This window comes from Pelomonas sp. Root1217, assembly GCF_001425705.1.
GTDB lineage: Bacteria > Pseudomonadota > Gammaproteobacteria > Burkholderiales > Burkholderiaceae_C > Pelomonas.
The window spans coordinates 991704-1011567 of record NZ_LMDC01000012.1; the positions used below are offsets into that span (position 1 = coordinate 991704).

At 69.1% G+C, this 19864-nt stretch carries 15 protein-coding genes; 13 read left to right on the plus strand and 2 right to left on the minus strand.

Annotated elements, in window-relative coordinates:
- The first annotated feature begins 4 nt into the window (after positions 1–4).
- The 5 genes from ASC95_RS13495 to ASC95_RS13515 all read left to right on the plus strand — a co-directional run bounded on the left by ASC95_RS13495 (position 5) and on the right by ASC95_RS13515 (position 9826).
- Complete coding sequence (locus ASC95_RS13495; RefSeq protein ID WP_057298187.1) at positions 5–1612, plus strand: FecR domain-containing protein; 1608 nt, start codon at positions 5–7, stop codon at positions 1610–1612.
- Complete coding sequence (locus ASC95_RS13500) at positions 1609–3990, plus strand: CHASE2 domain-containing protein (RefSeq protein WP_162250772.1); 2382 nt, start codon at positions 1609–1611, stop codon at positions 3988–3990. Before ASC95_RS13495 ends, ASC95_RS13500 begins: the two co-directional genes overlap by 4 nt.
- A gap of 200 nt (positions 3991–4190) precedes the next feature.
- Positions 4191–6971, plus strand: a complete 2781-nt coding sequence (locus tag ASC95_RS13505; protein ID WP_057298189.1) for a TonB-dependent receptor — start codon at positions 4191–4193, stop codon at positions 6969–6971.
- A 160-nt stretch (positions 6972–7131) separates the two neighbouring features.
- Positions 7132–7587: a (2Fe-2S)-binding protein gene (locus tag ASC95_RS13510; protein WP_057298190.1), complete on the plus strand. Its 456-nt coding sequence runs from the start codon at positions 7132–7134 to the stop codon at positions 7585–7587.
- A gap of 10 nt (positions 7588–7597) precedes the next feature.
- On the plus strand, positions 7598–9826 hold the full coding sequence (locus ASC95_RS13515) for a molybdopterin cofactor-binding domain-containing protein (protein WP_082567796.1): 2229 nt from the start codon (positions 7598–7600) through the stop codon (positions 9824–9826).
- 1 nt (position 9827) lies between these two features.
- Here ASC95_RS13515 and ASC95_RS13520 read toward each other — a convergent pair whose 3' ends face one another.
- Positions 9828–10031, minus strand: coding sequence for a heavy-metal-associated domain-containing protein (locus tag ASC95_RS13520; RefSeq protein ID WP_057298375.1), 204 nt, complete (start codon positions 10029–10031; stop codon positions 9828–9830).
- Between the two features lie 39 nt (positions 10032–10070).
- Between ASC95_RS13520 and ASC95_RS13525 the strand changes: the two genes are divergently transcribed.
- Both ASC95_RS13525 and ASC95_RS13530 read left to right on the plus strand, forming a co-directional pair.
- The gene (locus ASC95_RS13525; RefSeq protein WP_057298192.1) at positions 10071–10625 is read left to right on the plus strand and encodes an NADPH-dependent FMN reductase; all 555 of its coding nucleotides are present in this window, start codon (positions 10071–10073) and stop codon (positions 10623–10625) included.
- Positions 10622–11521, plus strand: a complete 900-nt coding sequence (locus ASC95_RS13530) for a pirin family protein (protein ID WP_057298193.1) — start codon at positions 10622–10624, stop codon at positions 11519–11521. The genes ASC95_RS13525 and ASC95_RS13530 overlap by 4 nt, the downstream gene beginning before the upstream one ends.
- Here the strand turns inward: ASC95_RS13530 and ASC95_RS13535 are convergent.
- The gene (locus tag ASC95_RS13535) at positions 11518–12537 is read right to left on the minus strand and encodes an STAS-like domain-containing protein (protein WP_057298194.1); all 1020 of its coding nucleotides are present in this window, start codon (positions 12535–12537) and stop codon (positions 11518–11520) included. The genes ASC95_RS13530 and ASC95_RS13535 overlap by 4 nt on opposite strands.
- A gap of 144 nt (positions 12538–12681) precedes the next feature.
- Between ASC95_RS13535 and fba the strand changes: the two genes are divergently transcribed.
- The 6 genes from fba (at position 12682) to ASC95_RS13565 (ending at position 19812) form a co-directional block, all read left to right on the plus strand.
- On the plus strand, positions 12682–13746 hold the full coding sequence (gene fba, locus ASC95_RS13540; protein WP_057298195.1) for a class II fructose-bisphosphate aldolase: 1065 nt from the start codon (positions 12682–12684) through the stop codon (positions 13744–13746).
- Positions 13747–13753: 7 nt separating this feature from the next.
- Positions 13754–14179 carry a gamma-glutamylcyclotransferase family protein gene (locus tag ASC95_RS13545; RefSeq protein ID WP_082567764.1) on the plus strand — a complete coding sequence of 142 codons (426 nt, stop codon included), beginning with the start codon at positions 13754–13756 and terminating at the stop codon, positions 14177–14179.
- Positions 14180–14276: 97 nt separating this feature from the next.
- Positions 14277–17390, plus strand: coding sequence for a PAS domain S-box protein (locus ASC95_RS13550; protein ID WP_157256275.1), 3114 nt, complete (start codon positions 14277–14279; stop codon positions 17388–17390).
- 1 nt (position 17391) lies between these two features.
- Positions 17392–17772 (plus strand): response regulator, encoded by a 381-nt coding sequence (locus tag ASC95_RS13555; protein WP_057298198.1) that lies wholly within the window; start codon positions 17392–17394, stop codon positions 17770–17772.
- Between the two features lie 10 nt (positions 17773–17782).
- Complete coding sequence (locus ASC95_RS13560) at positions 17783–18679, plus strand: phosphoribosylaminoimidazolesuccinocarboxamide synthase (protein WP_057298199.1); 897 nt, start codon at positions 17783–17785, stop codon at positions 18677–18679.
- A complete protein-coding gene (locus ASC95_RS13565; protein WP_057298200.1) occupies positions 18676–19812 on the plus strand; it encodes a hypothetical protein in 1137 nt (378 codons plus the stop codon). The genes ASC95_RS13560 and ASC95_RS13565 overlap by 4 nt, the downstream gene beginning before the upstream one ends.
- Positions 19813–19864 lie beyond the last annotated feature (52 nt).

Consider the following 19864-nt stretch of genomic DNA (forward strand, 5'->3'; position numbering starts at 1 on the left):
CGCCATGAGCTTGCTGCTGGCCTGCGCCTGGGCGAAGGCGCAGGGCGACGCGGCCGACGCCGACTGGCGCTACCGCATTCAGCCCGGTGACACGCTGATCACGCTGACCGACGCCTGGCTGGCGCCGCCCAAGACCTGGCGCGATCTGCAAAAGCTCAACCGCGTGCCCGATCCTTTGCGGCTGATGCCCGGTTCCACCTTGCGCATGCCCGTGGCCTGGCTGAAGCGCGAGGCCGGCGTCGCCGAGGCCGTGTTTGCGCGTGGCCAGGTCACGCGTCAGCGTGGCAGCACGAGCGAAGCTCTGGCCGTGGGCGCAACACTGCAAAGCGGCGACCGCATCCGTACCGGCGCGCAGTCCAGCGCCAGCCTGCGCTTTGCCGACGGCTCGCGCCTGCTGATCCCGCCGGAAAGCGATGTGACGCTCGACCAACTGCTGGTGCTGGGCCGCGGCGCCATCCCGGCCGTGCGCATCGGCGTGCAGCAGGGTGGGGCTGACAGCCGCGTCGCGCCGAATGCCCAACGCGTGCCGCTGTACGAAGTGCGCACGCCGCATGTCAACCTGGGCGTGCGCGGCACCGAGTTCCGCGTGCAGACGGCGGCCGGTGCCAGTCGCATGCAGGTGCTGTCCGGTGCCGTGCATGCCGACGGCCTGGGCCTCGACGTGGCCACCGGCCAGGGCTTGCTGGCGGAAGGCGCGGCACGTTCAGTCGCGCCGCTGCTGCCAGCGCCCGACCTGAGCGGCCTGCTGCCCGTGACGGAGCGGCTGCCGCTGCATCTGGCCTGGGTCGGCGGGCCGGCGGGTGCCGCCACCTGGCGCGTGCAGCTCTACGTCAGCAGTGACTTCGACCGCCTGCTGCTGGATGACGTCGTGGCCGAGCCGGCCGTCACATGGCCCGAGGCGCGCGAGCTGGCCGACGGCGACTACACGCTGCGCGTGCGCGCCATCGACGCGCGCGGGCAGGAGGGCGCCGCTGCCGATGCAAGCATCCGCCTGCTGGCCCGGCCCGAGCCGCCCTTCATCCAGGCGCCTGCGCCCGGTGCCGTCAGCTACGCCGGTGGCACGGCCTTTGCCTGGACGCGCAACACGGTGGCGCCGAATGTGCGCCTGCAGATCGCGCGGGATGCCGGCTTCAAGGACCTGGTCCTGCAACCCGCACCCATCGATGGTGCGAATTACGACGCCCGATTAGCTGACGGCATCTATCACTGGCGCATCGCTTCCGTCGAAGCGAACGGCCGTGCCGGGCCGTTCGGCGACCCGCAGACGTTCGAGATCAGACCTCCGCCGCCCGTCCCGCCGCCGGCCGAACCCGAAGTTACTGGCGACCAGCTCAAACTGCGCTGGCGGGCCGACCCGGGTGTCACGCGCTACCAACTGGAATGGTCCAGGACCGAGGCCTTCGACCGTGTGGAGGGCGCCGACGTGCAGCGCTTCGCCACCGACAAGCCCGAGCTCGCGATGCCCAAGCCGTCAGCGGGCAAGTACTTCCTGCGCGCCCGCGGCTTCAATGCCGCCGACGCCCCCAGCCCCTGGGGCCAGACGCAGATGATCGAGGTGCCCTACCCGCGCTGGCTGTGGCTGCTGCCCTTGCTGCTGATCCCCGTCCTTTGAAACGCTGGCCCTGGCTCGCCCTGCCCGCAGCGTTGCTGCTCTGGGCGCTGCTGAGCCTGACTGGCGCCCAGCCGCGCATCGACCGCGCCATCGGCGACCTGCTGCTGCGCGCCGCCGCGCCGGCGGGGGCGCCACCCACCAGCGTCATCGTCGACATCGACGACGCCTCGCTGCGCGCATTGCGCCAGCCCCTGGGCGAGTGGCCGTATTCGCGCGAGGTCTATGCGCTGATGCTGGACTATCTTGGGCAGGCTGGTGCACGCCTCGTCGTCGTCGACATCGTCTTTGCCGGCCCGCGTGAGGGCGACGCACGGCTGGCGCAAACCTTGGCCGCCGGCCCGCCGACGGTGCTGGCGGCCGCCGGCCTGGCGACGCGCCAGCGCGCCGGCGTCGAGTTGGCGCCGGCCAGCGCGGCCGAGCAACGCGCGCTGACCCGCCTGGGCGCCGCCCACGCGCCGGGCCTGGATTGGGACGCGCTGACGGCGCCGGCCGATGCACTGCTGGATGCGCTCGCCGAGCCTGCCAGCGTGGGAGTCATTTCGGTGGCGCTGGATGACGACGGTCTGCTGCGCCGCCTGCCGTTGTTGCATCGCGTGCAGGGGCGCAGCCTGCCCAGCCTGGCCTTCGCCGCGCGGCTGCGTGCCGACGGGGCTCCTGGCTGGCGGCGCGAGGGCGACGAGCTTGTCGCGGGTGCGCGCCGCTGGCCCGTGGACGAGGCCGGCCAACTGCGCCTGCGTCTGCCTCTGGGTGGCGGCGAGCCACCGCGCGTGTCCTGGCAGCGCCTGATGCGCGCGGCCCTGGGCGAGAGCGAGGACGCCGAGCTGGCCCAGTTGCTCGCCGGCCGCAGCGTCTTCGTCGGCAGCAGTGCCTTCTTTGCCGACGAGGTCATGACGCCCGAAGGCCGTCTCTCCGGCACGGCGCTGAATGCCGCCGTCTTCGAGGCGCTGGGGCGGCAGCCGCTGCCTCTGTTGCGCGAACGCGGCGCGAGCGTGAGGGCCGTCAACGCGCTGCTGCTCGCCGTGGGCCTGCTGCCGCTGCTGCTGCGCCGCCAGGCGCTTGCCGCCGGACTGGTGATGCTGGCGTTGACGCTGGCTTCCTGGGCCGCAGTACGAGCTGGCCTGCTGCCGATACCCACGCCGGGCCTGTACCTGCTCGCGCTGGCCCTGCTGCTGACGGCGATTGAGCATCAGCGCGATGCGCGCGAGCGCGAACGTGAGCTGACCCGCGAGCGCGAGCTGGCCGATGCGCGCAGCCGCGCCAAGACCGACCTGCTGGCCCATGTCAGCCACGAGATGCGCACGCCGATGAACGCCGTGCTGGGTTTCTCCGACATCCTCTCGCGCTCGCCGCTCAAACCGGACCAGGCTCATTACGTCGAGGTGCTGGGCCATGCGGGCCGGCAGGTGTTCGCCCTCATCAACGACCTGCTCGACAACGCCCGCATCGAGAGCGGCCGGCTGGAGCTGGCCTCGCATCCCTTCAATCTGGTCGACCTCGTCGAGTTGCAGCTGGAGCTGCTCCGCGAGCGCGCCCAGAGCCAGGGCCTGTGGCTGCGCATGTTCGCGCGCGCCGAAGCGAAGGGTTGGGTGCTGGGCGACTCGCAGCGTGTCGCGCAGATCCTCACCAACCTCGTCGGCAACGCCATCAAGTTCACCAAGACCGGTGGCGTGACCGTCGAGCTGACGCGCAGCACCCGCGGCCAGGTGCTGATCAGCGTGCAGGACACCGGCATCGGCATTGCACCCGACGGGCTGGAGCGCATCTTCCAGCCCTTCGCCCAGGCGGATGCGACCATCGCGCAGGAGTTTGGCGGCACCGGCCTGGGCCTGGCCATCACGCGCAGGTTGGCGCGGCTGATGGGCGGCGATGTCAGCGTGCACAGCCGTTTGGGCGAAGGCAGCTGCTTCGAGGTGCGGTTGGATCTGCCCGATTCGCATCCGCCGCAGGCAGACGCGGCAGAGCCGCGCGCTGAACGCATGGCGCCGAGCCGTCCGCTTGAGCTGCTGCTGGCCGAGGACAACGACGTCAACGTGCTCGTCATCGAAGGCATGCTTCAGCCCTTGGGCCACCGCATCAAGCGGGCGCGCGACGGCGAGCAGGCCCTGGCCGCTCTGCGTGAGGGCACGGGCGAGGGTGACTTCGACCTCGTGCTGATGGACATGCTGATGCCCGGGCTGGACGGGCTGTCGGCCACGCGCCAGTGGCGGGCCATCGAAGCTGCCGAGGGCAGGCCGCGCACGCCCATCGTCGCGCTGACGGCGAACGCCTTCGACACGGATGTGCAGCAGTCCCTGGCGGCGGGCTGCGACGCGCACCTGACCAAGCCCCTCAGCCTGGCGGCGCTGCTGCGGGCGCTGGCCCAGCACGCGCGAGTCTGAGCCTTGCGGCGCCGGCCGCGGACGTGAAGGAAGTCAGGCCCTAATTCGCAGTGCTGTGAATGCGCCACAGCCTGACTTCCCGCAGGGGAGGAGCCATGAACTGCGGCTCAACACTTCTTTGCATGAGGGCAACAAGCCGCGCCGCGGCGGGGGTCGGGGGCGACCCTTCACAAGGCCCCAACTGACAGGAGTGAGCTTCCATGCAACACCGCCACACCCGACTGGCGCTGGCCTTGCTGGCCGCCGGTATCGCCGGCTCGGCCGCTGCGCAGAACGCACCGGCCCAACAGCAGCAGCTCGAGCGCATCACCATCACCGGCTCGTCGATCAAGCGCGTGGAATCCGAGACGGCCCTGCCGGTGTCGGTGATGACGCGCGACCAGATCGAGAAGACCGGCGCCACCAACGTCGAGGACATCCTGCGCCGCATCGGTGCCAACACCGCCGTGCAGTCGGACACCACGCAGGGCGCCGGCTATTCCCAGAGTTTCGCCAACCTGCGCGGCCTGGGCCCCAACTCGACGCTGGTGCTGCTGAATGGCCGGCGCCTGGCCAACTTCGCCTTCGGCTCCATCGGCGGCAATTCGTCGGTGGACCTGAACAGCATCCCTTTCGCGGCCATCGACCGCATCGAGGTGCTGCGTGACGGCGCCTCGGCCGTGTATGGCACCGACGCCGTCGGCGGCGTCATCAACTTCATCACCCGCAAGGACTACGACAAGGGCGCCGTCACGCTGAAGTACGGCGCACCCGAGAAGAGCATCGGCGGCAAGGAGACGAGCGCCTCCATCGCCTTCGGCATGGGCGGCCTCAAGACCGATGGCTACAACCTGCTCGTGACCGGCAACGTCAAGAAGCAGACCAAGGTCAGCTCCCTCGACCAGAAGTGGTACCTGCGCGGCATCGACGAGATCCCCGGCTCCGATCCCCCCACCTCGGGCCGCTCCTTCCCGGGCCGCCTCGTCGACTTCAACATCACGCCGGGCGCCTATGCCAACGCGGGCACCAACTTCAGCCCCTGCGACCCCAACTTCAACACCATCCAGGACGTGGTGAATGCCGCAGGGCAGCCCGTTCTGACCCCAAACGGCACCCAGAAAAAGCGCTGCCGCTTCATCTACCCGGCCATGCAGGAGAACCTGCCCGACTCCAAGAAGGCCGACGCCTTCGGTCGGTTGACGCTGGACACGGGCGGCGATTCGCAGATCTTCTTCGAGGCCAGCTACGCACGCAACGACTCCATCGGCCGCACGGCCGCCGTGCCCATTGACTCGACGGCGGGTCATGTGAAGGCCGACGGCACCTACCCGTCCTTCGCCTTCCCCATCTCGAGCAAATACTTCCCGGCGGCACTGCTGACCAGCCTGGGCTACACGCCGGCGCAGTTCGACACGCTGGGTGGCGGTTTCACCGAGATCGCGATGCGTTCCGTGCCGGTCGGCCCGCGCACCAACAACGTGTTGAACGAGCAGACCCGCTTCGTGGCCGGTGCCGCCGGCATCTTCCAGGGCTGGGACTACGACGCCGGCCTGACGATGTCGCAGGCCAAGGGCTCGCTGGACTACTACAACTACCTGCACGAAGGCCGCTTCATCACCGAACTGGCCACCGGGGTCATCAATCCCTTCGGCCCGCAGGATGAAGCTGGACTGGCCGCGCTGAACCGCGCGCGCATGGAAGGCCCGATGCGCCGTTCCAAGAGCACGACCTATGCGCTGGACGCCAAGGCCAGCCGCGAGCTGATGGCGATGGCCGGTGGACCCATGATGCTGGCCGTCGGCACCGACCTGCGCAAGGAAAAGGCCGACGACCATGCCGTGAACGCCGACTATGAGCTGGGCCTGCACATCGGCGGCGAAGGCACGGTGCCCAAGACCGTGGCCTCGCGCACCATCTATGCCGTGTTCAGTGAGCTGTCCATGCCCTTCGCCAAGGGCTGGGAGGCAACGGTCAAGGCGCGTTACGACAAATACAGCGACTTCGGCGGCACGTTCAACCCGGGCGTGACGCTGCGCTTCCAGCCTAGCCGCGAAGTGCTGCTGCGCGGCAGCGCCGGCACGGGCTTCCGCGCGCCGACGCTGTGGGACGTGAACAGCCCGACGGCCTTCACCAACACTGCCAACTCCCTGGTCGACCCGAACTGCCCGGCCGGCCAGGCCGGCGACCCACGCTGCGAAACGCAGTTCAATGTGCGCTTGTCCAGCGACCCCAACCTCAAGCCCGAAAAGTCGCGCCAGTATTCGTTCGGCGCGGTGTTCGAGCCGATGCGTGACCTGTCCATCGCGCTGGACTACTGGCACATCCAGAAGAAGGACCAGATCGGCACCATCGGCGGCGACGCCATCATGTCCGACCCGGTCCTCTATCAGCGCTACATCTCCCGCATCCACCGCCTGGCCCCGCCGAACAACTTCATCAGCTATATCGAGACGCCGGTCGAGAATCTGGGCGACCTTAAGACCAACGGCCTCGACGTGGACGTGAAGGCCAGCTGGACGCTGGGCAGCATGGGCCGCCTGGGCGCCAGCTTCACCGGCAGCTACATCAACCAGTGGAAGCAGCAGAACGGCAAGGGCACGCCGTTCGTCTCCTACGAGGGCACGGCCGGCGACGGCGCCGGCGTGCAACCGGTGCCCAAGTGGCAGCACACGCTGGGCCTGGACTGGAACATGGGCAACTGGAACCTCACGCTGGAGAACGTCTTCATCAAGGGCTGGACGGAATCGGCCGGCCTGGTGGAGGCCAATGTCGGCCCGCTCGTCGAGCACAAGGTCAAGGACACCAGCCGCTGGAACATGGCCGTCGGCTGGAAGCCCACGTCGACGCTGGCTCTGCGCCTGGGCGCGCGCAACCTGCTGGACCAGGACCCGCCGTTCACCGCCGTGTCCAGCTATGGCTCGCACGTGACCGGTTATGCCGGCTCCTTCGTCGATCCGCGCGGCCGCTTCTGGTATCTCACGGCGAGCTATCAGTTCAAGTGAAATGGATCGCGCCCCACCGGCGCGGCGTGATCACAAGGGGCTCCTCGGAGCCCCTTTTTACTGGCTCAGCCCTTCGGCCCGCCGGGCGTAATGCCTGAGTGATGTACTGGGGCGCTGCTTCTGGCTAGAGTCGCCCGCGTCCCACCCCTTGAGGAATCCCATGATCAACATGACCGTCAACGGTCGCGCCGTCTCGCTGGACGCCGAGCCCGATATGCCCTTGCTGTGGGCTGTGCGGGAAGAGTTGCAGCTGACCGGCACGAAATTCGGCTGCGGGGCGGCCCAGTGCGGCGCCTGCACCATGCATGTGGGAGGCAGCCCGGTGCGGTCCTGCATGACACCGATTTCCTCGGTGCAAGGCCCGGTGACCACCATCGAGGGCATCGCCACCGACAAGGTTGGCCAAGCCGTGCAGGCGGCCTGGGTCGAACATGACGTGGCCCAGTGCGGCTACTGTCAGAGCGGCCAGGTCATGAGTGCGGTTGCGCTGCTCAAGGGCAACAAAAAGCCCAGTGACGCGCAAATCGACGAGGCCATGGCCGGCAATCTCTGCCGCTGCGGCACCTACACCCGCATCCGTGCGGCCATCCACGCGGCTGCGGCCCAACTCGCCTGAGGAGGCCGACATGCTGAATCCCCGTCGTATCGACCAGGCCGCCACCCGTGGCCCCGCGGGCCTGTCCCGCCGCAGCTTCGTCACCACCACCGTCGGCGGTGCCGTCGGCCTGGCCCTGCTGCCCGGCGTCGGCCTGGCGCAGGCGCCCAGGCCCGGCTCCAAGCCGACCGAACAGCCGCTGGCCTTCGTCACCATCGCCAAGGACGGCACGACCACCATCCTGTGCAACCGCATGGACATGGGCCAGGGCGTCGAGACCGGCCTGGCCATGATCTGCGCCGAGGAGCTGGAGGCCGACTGGAGCAAGGTCCGCACCGGTTTTGGCGACCAGAAGGCTGCCTACGTCGACCCGCTGTTCGGCATCCACCTGACCGGCGGCTCCAACTCGGTCAAGAACAGCTACCAGCAGTACCGCGAACTGGGCGCGCGCACCAAGGCCATGCTGGTGGCCGCCGCGGCCGAGAGCTGGGGGGTGCCGGCCGCATCGTTAAAAGCCGAGAACGGCGTCATTTCGGGTAGTGGCAAGAGCGCCGGCTATGGCGAGTTCTTCGACGCCGCCATGAAGGGCACGGTGCCAGAGGCCGTCACGCTGAAGGACCCCAAGAGCTTCAAGCTGATCGGCAAGCCCACCGGGCTGGTCGTCGGCAAGGCCAAGAGCACCGGCACCCAGGCCTACGGCATGGATGTGCAACTGCCTGGCATGGCGGTGGCCGTCATCCAGCGCCCGCCGGTCTTCAACGGCAAGGTCGCCAAGCTCGATTCGACCGAAGCGCTCAAGGTCAAGGGCGTCAAGGCCGTGCTGCCGGTGGCGCTGGACCGCGGCGGCCAGGGCGTGGCCGTGGTGGCCAGCGGCTATTGGGCGGCCAAGAAGGGGCGGGACGCGCTCAAGGTCGACTGGGACCTGGGTGGCGTGGCCAAGCCCGACACCGCGGCGCTGACCAAGCAGTACCTGGCCCTGGCCAAGACGCCCGGCACGCCGGCGCCCAAGCCGGAGTTCCAGGCCGATGCCAGCGCCTGGGCGAAGGCGCCCAGAAAGATCACGGCGGACTTCGTCTTCCCCTATCTGAACCACGCCCAGATGGAGCCGCTGGCCTGCACGGTGGACCTGAAGGCCGACCGCTGCGACTTCTATTACGCGGCCCAGATGCCCGGCATCGATGCGATGAACCTGGCCAAGACGGTGGGGCTCAAGCCCGAGCAGGTGCAAGTCAATGTGCAGATGGCGGGCGGCGGTTTCGGCCGGCGCGCCACGCCCGCCACCGAATGGCCGCGCGAGGCGGCAGCCGTGGCGGTGGCCCTGGCCCAGGCCGGCAAACCCATGCCGGTCAAGGTGATCTGGAGTCGCGAGGACGACGTCAAGGCCGGCTACTACCGGCCCATGACCGTGCACCGCGCCGAGATCGGCTTCGACGCCAGCGGCAAGGTCGCAGGCTGGCAGCACCGCATCGTCAGCCAGAGCATCCTGAAGGGCTCGCCGCTGGAGGGCTTTGGCTACCAGAAGGGTGTGGACGGCACGACGACCGAGGGCATGCGCGAGCCCTATGAGTTCCCGATGAACCTCAGCGTCCACCACCCCGACGTCAATGTGCCGGTGCTGTGGTGGCGCTCGGTCGGCTCCACGCACACGGCCTATGTGATGGAGACGCTGGTCGACGAGATCGCCTTCGCCACCAAGCAGGACCCGGTGGCCTATCGGCTCAAGCTGATGGAGGGCAATGCCAAGGCCGACCGCCATCGCGCGGCCCTGCAGGCGGCCGTCGACAAGAGCGGCTATGGCAAGCGCAAGCTCAAACCCGGCCAGGCCTGGGGCGTGGCGGTGCACGAGAGCTTCGAGTCGGTGGTCGCCTATGTCGTCGTGGCGAGCATGAAGGGCAAGGGCAAGGATCGCCAGCCGGTGCTGCAGGAAGTGCATGCCGGCGTGCACTGCAACCTCTGCATCAACCCCAAGGCGGTCGAGACGCAGGTGCAGGGCGCCGCCATCATGGCCTTGGCCACGACCATGCCGACGCACCGCGTCACCTTCAAGGACGGCGTCGTCGAGCAGAACAACTTCTACGACATGGCCATGCCGCGCATGCCGGACGCGCCCAAGGTCATGACCGTCAGCATCGTGCCCAGCAACGACCCGCCCAAGGGCATGGGCGAGCCCGGGTTGCCGCCGCTGGCACCGGCGCTGGCGAACGCAGTGGCCCGGCTGACCGGCAAGCGCCAGCGCGAGCTGCCGTTCAGCTTCGCGTGAGTCAGGTGCTGACCGGCGCTGGCGTGTAGCCGGCGTCGGTCAGCACGGCGACCAGCGCCTCGCGGGGCAGGGCGCTGTGCACCTCGGCCGTCCTGGCCTCGCGGTCGATTTCGACGCGGGCCTGGGCGTCGGCCGCCTTGAGCGCTTCGGTAATGGTGGCGACGCAATGGCCGCAGCTCATGTCGGGAAGGATGAATCGGTACATCGCTGGCATCATGCCCGCATCCTTCTTTGCGGTATCGCCATGCACATCATTGCCCTCAGCGGCGCGCTGCGCCGCGCCTCCTACAACACCGCCCTGCTGCGCGCTGCCAGCGCGATGGCGCCCGAGGGCGTCACGATCGAGCTGCGCACCCTGCACGGCATTCCCCTCTATGACGGCGACGTCGAGGCCCAGGGCATCCCCGAGGCGGTGACCAAACTGCGCGAGGAGATCCGTGCCGCGGATGCGCTGCTGATCGGCACGCCCGAGTACAACCACTCCATCCCCGGCGTGCTGAAGAACGGGTTGGACTGGCTGTCGCGGCCCAGCGGCGAAGGCACCAAGCTGTTTGGCGGCAAACCCACCGGCGTGATCGGCGCATCGCCGGGGGGCTTCGGCACCGTGCGTTCCCAGCGCGCCTTGCTCGCGGTGCTGCATGCCTTCGGCAGCGACTTCTGGATGGCCGGCGAGCTGCTGGTCTCCAAGGCCGGCTCGGTCTTTGACGCCGACGGCCATCTCGTCGATGACCGGGTGCGGGGCCAGTTGCAGGCCTTTGTCCACGGTTTTGTCGACTTCGTGCGCAAGAGAACGTCATGAGCGTCCACGTCGAGCGCATCGCCAGCCACATCGGCGACGTGGGCGGCATTCCGATCCAGCGCGCCCTGCCCAACAAGGGCCGGCGCATCATTGGCGCCTGGTGCTTTGCCGACCATGCCGGCCCTGCCACCTTGCCGCCCGAGCGGCGCATGAATGTCGGCCCGCATCCGCACACGGGGTTGTCGACCTTCAGCTGGATGATCGAAGGCGAGATCCTGCACCGCGACAGCCTGGGTTCCGAGCAAGTGCTGCGGCCCGGCCAGGTCAACCTGATGACGGCGGGCCACGGCATCTCGCACAGCGAGGAGTCGCTGTCCGACCGCATCCACCTGGCCCAGCTGTGGATCGCGCTGCCCGATGCCGAGCGCGAACGCGCCCCCAGCTTCCAGCATTTCGCTGAACTGCCGCGGTTCAGCCAAGGCGGTTTCGAGGCGACGCTGCTCGTCGGCGGGCTGGGCGGCCAACGCTCGCCGGTACCCAGCTTCACGCCGCTACTGGGCGTGGATCTCGTCGCCGACGGTCCGGCCGATGCGGTGCTGGCGCTGCAGCCGGGTTTCGAGCACGGGTTGATGCTGCTGGAAGGCGAGATCGAAGTGGCACCGGCCGGCCATGATGCGGTCGAGACGATAACGCCCGGGACGCTGCTGTACATCGGCCCTGGCTGCGATTCTGTCGAGCTGCGCTGCTCGGTCGCGTCACGCCTGCTGCTGCTTGGCGGCGGACCCTGGGCCCAGCCGCCGCTGCTGTGGTGGAACTTCGTCGGCCGCGAGCCGGCGGAGATGCAGGCTTGGGCGATGGATTGGGCGCGCGAGGACGGTGGGCGCTTTGGTGCGGTCGAGGGCTATGTCGGCCCACGCATCCCGGTGCCACCGGTGCCCGCGCTGCGCAAACCCTAGCCGGCCCTGGCGCTCTTCACCAGCGCCTCAATCCGCGGCGTCGCGTTCACGGCGATCAGCTCGATCTGCGGATTGGCCTTGGCGAACACGCGGAACAGCTCGTCGGTGAAGCCGTGTCCGACGTCGGTCACGCCGTCGAAGTCGATCTCGGCGCGCTTGAAGGCCGACAGCCGCGAGCCGACGCGGCGGGCCTGGGCGCGCGAGTCCAGGGCGAGCCCCTCGCCGGCGAGCAGGCGCAGCTGCACGCGCGTCTGGTCGAACTCGATGCCGTCGCCTGCCAGGCTCCAGGTCTCCATGACGCCGTCGAGCGTGCGCGTCGTGTTCAGCGCGATGGCCATGTAGATGCTGCTGCCCTGGCGGGGCAGGGCGCGGCCCTTCTTCCAGCCGGCGCTTTCCCAGGCGCGGCGCTGGTAGGCGGTGTTGTTGGCGTGGATGTCGAAAACATCGGCCAGCTGCGAGCTGAAGAACAGACCGCGGCCGGTGTGGGCATCGGGGGCGCTGGTGAGCCGCCCCTTGCTGAGCTCCAGCATCGCGTGCTGCGGGTCTTCGAGCTGGAAGGCGCTGCAGATCTTGTCGAATACGCCGATGCCGTCGTCGCTGACCAGCAGCTGCACGTGGGTAGGCGTCTGGCGCAGCGACACGGTGACGCTGCTGCCGCCGGAATGGTCGGCCGCGTTGTTCACGAGTTCGGTGAAGCCATGCTGAACCATGCGCTCGACATGCCTGGGCAGCGCGAAGTGCGGTGCGAAGTCGCGCTGCCAGGGCAGGTCCTCCTGCAGGCCGTAGAGCGTGTAGCTGCGCGCGACCTGGCGCAGGCTGCCCGGCGTGTAGACCGGGCGGCGGCCGCTGCCACCGCGGGCCAGCCAGCCGGCGTCCACCAGGCGCTTGAGCGCCGACATCGCTGCGCGGTGGCTGGCGCCGGTGCGCTCCTCGATGTGGGTGGCCAGGTCGTGGGAATGCTCGCTGGCAGCGGCCGTGATCCAGTTGGTGAGGTGGTCGAACACCAGTCTTGTCATGGCGAGCATTGTGCTGACTACTTCAATCACGGGGGGTGGGGTGGGCCCTGACTCCATAGAATCCCCAACCAGTTACGAAGCGGTTACGGCCTAGGGTGCGTACCGCAGTCGGCCCAGATTTCTCAACTCCACCGGGGACAACCCATGCCTCTCGTTTCCATGCGCCAGTTGCTGGACCACGCCGCCGAAAACGGCTACGGCATCCCAGCCTTCAACGTCAACAACCTCGAACAGGTGCAGGCCATCATGGCCGCGGCCGACGAGGTCGGTGCCCCGGTCATCCTGCAGGCCAGCGCAGGCGCCCGCAAATACGCCGGCGAGCCCTTCATCAAGCACCTGATCCAGGCTGCCTGCGAGGCCTACCCGCACATCCCCCTGGTCATGCACCAAGACCATGGCACCAGCCCCAAGATCTGCGCCGGCGCCATCGACCTGGGATTCGGCTCCGTGATGATGGACGGCTCGCTGATGGAAGACGGCAAGACGCCGGCCTCTTTCGAATACAACATGGAAGTGACCCGCAAGGTCGTCGAGATGGCGCACAAGGTCGGCGTCACCGTCGAGGGCGAACTGGGTTGCCTGGGCAACCTGGAAACCGGTGATGCCGGCGAGGAAGACGGCATCGGCGCCGAGGGCAAGCTGGACCACAGCCAGATGTTGACCGACCCCGAGGAGGCCGCCACCTTCGTCAAGGGCACCCAACTGGACGCGCTGGCGATTGCCATCGGCACCAGCCACGGCGCCTACAAGTTCAGCCGCAAGCCCACCGGCGACATCCTGGCCATCGGCCGCGTGAAGGAGATCCACGCGCGCATCCCCAACACCCACCTCGTCATGCACGGCTCGTCCAGCGTGCCGCAGGAGCTGCTGGCCATCATCAACCAGTACGGCGGCAAGATGAAGGAGACCTTCGGCGTGCCGGTCGAGGAGATCCAGGAAGCCATCAAGCATGGCGTGCGCAAGATCAACATCGACACCGACATCCGCCTGGCGATGACGGGCGCGGTGCGCAAGTTCCTGGCCGAGAACCCCGACAAGTTCGACGCCCGGGAATGGCTCAAGCCCGCCCGGGAAGCCGCCAAGGTCATCGCCAAGGAGCGCTACATGCAGTTCGGCTGCGAAGGCCAGGCCGGCAAGATCAAGGGCCGCACGCTGGCCGACATCGCCGGTGCATACGCCCGCGGTGAGCTGGCACAGAAGGTGCAATAAGCGTTCGGTGACGCGTCACTGCTTCACTTACGGCTCACTGATGTGGGCCGACATCATGGCCCGCGTCTGCGGGCGTGAATTCGCCAGCGAGCCGGCCTCGCTGGCGGACCATCGCCGCCACCCGGTGCGCGGCCAGGACTACCCTGGCCTGCAGGCCGCGGCCGACGGCCTGGTGCCGGGGCGGCTGTATCGCGATGTCGACGCTGGAGCCTGGGAGCGGCTGGATGCCTTCGAAGGTGTCGAGTACGAGCGCGCCGATGTCGTCGTGGCGCTGGCCGATGGCAGCGCGCTACCGGCCCAGGTCTATCGCTTCCGTCCAGAGTTCGCCGAGAGGCTGCTGCCCGGCGACTGGGATGCCGACGCTTTCGCCCGCGAGGGCCGGGAGCGCTTCATCGCCCGCTATGTGGGCTTCGAGCTGATCACGCCACGCTGAAGCTCCGGGAATAAGACACGTTTTCGCCTGATGACCCCCTGTTCGCGGGGTCACAATCATCGGCATAACCCCTTGGTAGTTGGGTTGGGAGCGTTGGATGGACGAGCTGACCGGGATCGTCGCGCGAGCGGGTTTCCTGCCCCACGGCTATTGCTTCCAGTGGTCGCCCGGCCTGCTCTGGACCATGGTCGGCGCCGATCTCTCCATCGCGCTGGCCTATTTCTCCATCCCGCTGGCCATCGCCAGCTACGCCCGTCAACGTCCGCAGGTCAATCTCGGCAGCATCGCGACGCTGTTCGCCATCTTCATCTTCGCCTGCGGCGTGACCCATGTGCTGGACGTCTGGACGATCTGGCGCCCCGACTACGGACTGCAGACCGCCGGCAAGGTCTTCACCGCCTGCGCATCCGTGCTGACGGCGGCCGTGGCTTGGCGCCTGATGCCCACGCTGCTGGCCCTGCCGTCACTGGGCGAGATGCGCACCGCCAACGAGGCGCTTCGCAGCGAGATGGACCGCCGCCACAGCGCCGAGGATCATCAGCTGGAGGCCGAGCAGAGCCTGGCCGCCACGCTGTCGGCCATTGATGCCGGCTTCATCACGACCGACGGCGACGGCCGGGTCACGCGCATCAATGCCGTGGCCGAGCGCATCACCGGCTGGCCGGCGCGCGAGGCCCTGGGCCTGCCGGTCTGGGAAGTCTTCCAGCGCGAAGGCATGCCGGCCGACCTGAAGGCGCGCAACCCCATCGACGTCGTGCGCCAGCACGACCGCGAAGGCGCTTTCCGTCGCCAGGCCGTCTGCGTCGCACGGGACGGCAGCCAGCGGCCCGTCGAGGTCCACGCCGACCTGACCCACCATGCCGATGGGCGGGTGCGGGGCGTAGCCATCGTCTTTCGCGACGTCGGTCGCCTGACCGAAGCAGAGGCCGAGGTGCGCCGCCTGGCGGCCGTCGTCGAGTCCTCGGCCGATGCCATCATTGTCAAGACGCTGGATGGTCGCATCACCAACTGGAATGCGGCCGCCGAGCAAATGTTCGGCTACACCGCCGCGGAGGTCGTCGGGCAGCCGGTGCAGATGCTGATCCCGCCCGAGCGCGAAGCGGAGGAGATGCGCATCCTGGCCAGCCTCGCCCAGGGCCAGCAGGTGCCGCCTTTGCGCACCGTGCGCATCGCCAAGGACGGTCGACGCCTGGAGATCTCCGCCCAGATCTCGCCGTTGCGTGACGCGGCCGGCCACATCGTTGGCGGCGTCAACTCGGCCCGCGACCTGACCCACCAGCGCCAGATCGAGACCGCACTGCGCCAGAGCGAGGCACGGCTGCGCTTCGCCCTGGAGTCCGCAGCCATTGGCGACTGGGAGCTGGAACTGGACAGCGGCCTGATTCACTGCTCGCGCCGCTATGACCAATGTTTCGGCCGGGCCGACGCCGCCGGACCCTGGGAACGCGAGCGCATGCTGGCCGCCGTCCATCCCGACGACCGGGCCATGGTGGAAGCCGGTCTGGCGGCGCTGCCTGAGGGCCACCGGCCCTGGCATGCCGAGTTCCGCGTCGTCTGGCCCGACGACAGCGTGCACTGGCTGCGCCTGGACGCTCGCGTCACCCATGACGACGCCGGTTCGCCGCGCCTGGTTGGCATCGTGGCCGACGTGACGGCCATGCGCACCGCCGAGCAGGCCCGCCAGCAATCCATCTGGCTGGCGGCCGAGAACCGCCGCGTGCAGGAAAGCAGCCGGCTGAAGAGCCTTTTCCTCGCGAATATGTCGCATGAACTGCGCACGCCGCTGAATGCCGTCATTGGCTTCTCCGACCTGCTGACCATGGGGGCCCATCCACCGGACTCGCCGCGCCAGCGCGAATGGCTGCAGCACATTGCCAGCAGCGGCCGGCATTTGCTGGCCATGATCAATGACGTGCTCGATCTGTCCAAGATCGAGGCCGGCAAGATGGACTTCCATCCCGAACCGGTCGAGCTGCCGGCCTTGGTCGATGACGTGATGGCCACCGTCGCGGTGCTCGCCGAGCAGCGCGGCCTGAGCCTCAAGTCCTCCATCGAGCCGGGGCTGCGAGACCTGGTGCTGGACCCTGCCCGGCTCAAGCAGGTGCTGCTGAACTATCTGTCCAACGCCATCAAGTTCACGCTCGCCGGCGGCCACGTCGAACTGCGCGTGGTGGGCGAGGGCCCGCGTCTGTGGCGGTTGGAGGTCGAGGACAGCGGCATCGGCATTCCGGCCGACCGCCTCGGCCATCTGTTCGTCGAATTCCAGCAGCTCGACGATGGCCTGACCAAGCGCCACCAGGGCACGGGCCTGGGGCTGGCGTTGACGCGCCGGTTGGTGGAGGCCCAGGGCGGCCGTGTCGGCGTCTACAGCGAGCCCGGGCGCGGCAGCCGCTTTTACGCCGTGCTGCCGCGCCAGCCGCTGGATGCCGGCGAGCCGGCCGGGCGTCCGGTCCACCAGCAGCTCATCGCGCTGCGCGACCACCCGCTGCGCGACGGCCTGGCCCGTGAGCTGTCGCGGGCCGGCGTGAGTGCCGACACAGCGTCCACGGCCGGCGAGGTGCTGCGCCTGACCCGGGCGCGCCGCTACACCGAACTGGCCATCGACCTTGGCCTGCCCGATGCGCCCGGCCTGTCGTTGCTGGCGGCACTGCGCAGCGGTGGGCCGTCGATGCACGCGGCCGTCAAGGCCCTGGCGTTGACGCCGCCGGCGGGGGCGGGCGTGGCCTTCCCGGTGTCCGACGTGCTGGCCAAGCCGCTGCGCCGCGCGGCCCTGGCGCGCGCCCTCGTGCCGCTGCGGGACCGCTTGGGCTCGGGCCGGCCGGTGCTGGTCGTCGACGACGAGGCGGCGTCGCGCGAGCTGATGTGCGCGGCGCTGCAGGCCGCAGGCATCGAGGCGACGGCCGTTGCCAGCGGCGCCGAGGCGCTGCGGCGCTTACCCGCCCTGGAGCCCGCGGCCCTCGTGCTCGACTTGATGATGCCCGGCATCGACGGATTCCAGGTGCTGCATGAACTGCGCGGCGATCCGCGCTGGGCCGAGCTGCCCGTCATCGTCTGGACGGCGCTGACCCTCAGCGTGCAGGACATCGAGAGCCTGACGCGCTCGGCCGCGGCCATCGCCAGCGCCGGCGAAGCCGACGCACTGGCCGAGGTGCGTGACGCGCTGCTGCGTGCCGCCCGCCAGGACCGGCGCGGCCGACTCACGAAAGGTTGACATGGCCGGCGAACGCATCCTGATCGTCGACGACAACGAACTCAACATCGACCTCGCGCAATACGTGCTGGAGGCCGACGGCTTCATCGTCGATCGCGCTCTGCACGTCGACGAGGCCTGGGCACGGCTGCGCGCCTACCGGCCCGCCCTGGCGCTGGTCGACATCCAGTTGCCCGGCACCGACGGCCTGAGCCTGGTGCGCGCCATCAAGGCCACGCCCGACCTCGCCGACCTGCCCGTCATAGCCTTCACGGCCTTTGCCATGCCGGGCGACGAGGTGCGCTTTCGCGCCGCGGGGTGCGACGGCTATCTGACCAAGCCGATCGACGTGCACAGCTTTGCTGCAACCGTACGTGGCTATCTGGCCGGAGGGGGCACCTAAAATCGCCGCCATGCCCCAAGCCCTCTACGAATCCAACCTGACTTCCCTGCCGCTGCTTGGCCGCGGCAAGGTGCGCGAGAACTATGCCGTCGGCGATGACCGCATCCTGATGGTCGCCAGCGACCGCCTCTCGGCCTTCGACGTCATCATGGGCGAGCCGATTCCCGGCAAGGGCGCGCTGCTGACGAAGATGGCGCTGTTCTGGTTCGACAAGCTGCAGGGCATCGTGCCCAACCACCTGACTGGCGAAGACCCGCTGTCCGTCGTGGCGGCCAAGGAGCGCGAGCAGCTCAAGGACCGCACCATGCTGGTCAAGCGGCTCAAGCCGCTGCCCATCGAGGCCGTCGTGCGCGGCTACCTGGCCGGCAGCGGCTGGGCGGAGTACCAGGCCAGCGGCAGCGTCTGCGGCGTCAAGCTGCCGGCGGGCCTGCGCAATGCCGACAAGCTGCCCGCGCCCATCTTCACACCGGCCACCAAGGCCGAGATGGGCGACCACGACGAGAACATCAGCTTCGAGCAGGCGGTCGGCCTCATCGGCGCCGACCTCGCCAGCCGCGTGCGCGACATCTCCATCCAGCTCTACCAGCGCGCCGCTGATTTCGCGCTGACCAAGGGCATCATCATTGCCGACACCAAGTTCGAGTTCGGCCTGGATGCCGATGGCACGCTGACGCTGATGGACGAGGTGCTGACACCCGACTCCTCGCGCTACTGGCCGGTGGAGAGCTACGCACCGGGCAGCAACCCGCCCAGCTACGACAAGCAGTTCGTGCGCGACTGGCTGGAGGCCGTGCGCATCGACGGCCAGCCCTGGGGCAAGAAGGCGCCCGCGCCGGCCTTGCCGGCGGAGGTGATCGCCAACACGGTGCAGAAGTACGAAGAAGCGCTGCAACGGCTCACGGCATGAGCGTTGCAGCCGGTCCGGTCAAGCTTCGCAGCCGGCTGGCACAGCGGCTTGACGGCGAGATTGCCGCCGTCGCCTCCATGCCCGCGCGGGCCGCCGTGCTTCAGGTCCAGCGTGCCATCCTGTGGCTTCGCCATGGCCGCGAGGTCGAGGCCCGCGAGGAGCTGAACCGGCTGCAGGTGCGTGCCCTTGTGCATCCGCGCATCGAGCTGGCCGCATGGCTGCATCTGGCCGAAGGGCTGACGGCTTATTTCAGCGCCTTTGGCGGCGGTGCCCGTGAACGCGTGCGGCGCGCCCATGTCATGGCCAAGGCGGCCAACCTGGCGGCGCTGCCGGCCCTGTGCGACGCCTGGCTGGCGCAGATGGCCTTTGTCGACCGCGACATCGACCGTCTCGTCGCCCATGCCGCGGCCGTGCTGGCCGCGCCCGCGGACAACCCCGCAGTCTGTCGTGTCGCATCGGCGCTGGGCATGGCCTGGGACCTGGCTGGAGACCAGGCCGCCGCGTCGTCCTGGTATGCCTGGGGCCGCCGCGCCGCCAGTGCCGACGGTGACGACGCCGGCCTGGCTGCCTTGCTCTACAACCAGATGCAGATGCGCGCCCTGCGCATCCGCCACGCCGCCCTGGCCGGCGAGCCCGGCGAGGCGCCGGCCGTGCTGCTGGGGGTGGACTCCATCGGCCATTTCGACGATGCCGTGGGCGGTTCGGCCCGTGCTGATCTGACTCCGCTGCTGCGCGCCCAACTACTGACCGTGCAGGGCGACTACGCCACTGCCGCGGCCTTGCTGGAGGCCAGCCTGCCCGAGGCGGCGGCGGCGGGCCTGGCCCGTACCGGCGGCAGCCTGCTGGCCGACCTGGCCTGGTGCTGGGCCAATACCGGCGAGGTCCAGCGTGCCAGGGCGCTGGCCGACCAGGCCGCCGTCGAGGTGCTGGCCGAGGATGCGGCCCATTGCGACCTTGACGAATGCGCGGCCCTGCACGCCCGCCTGGCCCAGGTCTACGCCCGCTTGCATGAGGATGGGCTGGCAGCACGCCACGGCGACGCCGCTCAGGCCGCCTGGGCCCAGGACGCCGCCCAGCGCCGCCTCTGGGCCGAGCGCCTAAGCAGCGCCGGGCTGGGCACTCCGCCACGCTGACCGGCTTTTTCCGGAGAGTCGGCACGGCCTGGCTGCGTTACCCTCGCCGGCC

Coding starts and splice junctions, on each gene's coding strand:
- ASC95_RS13495 (WP_057298187.1), top strand. CDS start 5: ATGAGCTTGCTGCTGGCCTGCGCCTGGGCGAAGGCGCAGGGCGACGCG.
- ASC95_RS13505 (WP_057298189.1), top strand. CDS start 4,191: ATGCAACACCGCCACACCCGACTGGCGCTGGCCTTGCTGGCCGCCGGT.
- ASC95_RS13510 (WP_057298190.1), top strand. CDS start 7,132: ATGATCAACATGACCGTCAACGGTCGCGCCGTCTCGCTGGACGCCGAG.
- ASC95_RS13515 (WP_082567796.1), top strand. CDS start 7,598: ATGCTGAATCCCCGTCGTATCGACCAGGCCGCCACCCGTGGCCCCGCG.
- ASC95_RS13520 (WP_057298375.1), bottom strand. CDS start 10,031: ATGTACCGATTCATCCTTCCCGACATGAGCTGCGGCCATTGCGTCGCC.
- ASC95_RS13525 (WP_057298192.1), top strand. CDS start 10,071: ATGCACATCATTGCCCTCAGCGGCGCGCTGCGCCGCGCCTCCTACAAC.
- ASC95_RS13530 (WP_057298193.1), top strand. CDS start 10,622: ATGAGCGTCCACGTCGAGCGCATCGCCAGCCACATCGGCGACGTGGGC.
- ASC95_RS13535 (WP_057298194.1), bottom strand. CDS start 12,537: ATGACAAGACTGGTGTTCGACCACCTCACCAACTGGATCACGGCCGCT.
- fba (WP_057298195.1), top strand. CDS start 12,682: ATGCCTCTCGTTTCCATGCGCCAGTTGCTGGACCACGCCGCCGAAAAC.
- ASC95_RS13550 (WP_157256275.1), top strand. CDS start 14,277: ATGGACGAGCTGACCGGGATCGTCGCGCGAGCGGGTTTCCTGCCCCAC.
- ASC95_RS13555 (WP_057298198.1), top strand. CDS start 17,392: ATGGCCGGCGAACGCATCCTGATCGTCGACGACAACGAACTCAACATC.
- ASC95_RS13560 (WP_057298199.1), top strand. CDS start 17,783: ATGCCCCAAGCCCTCTACGAATCCAACCTGACTTCCCTGCCGCTGCTT.
- ASC95_RS13565 (WP_057298200.1), top strand. CDS start 18,676: ATGAGCGTTGCAGCCGGTCCGGTCAAGCTTCGCAGCCGGCTGGCACAG.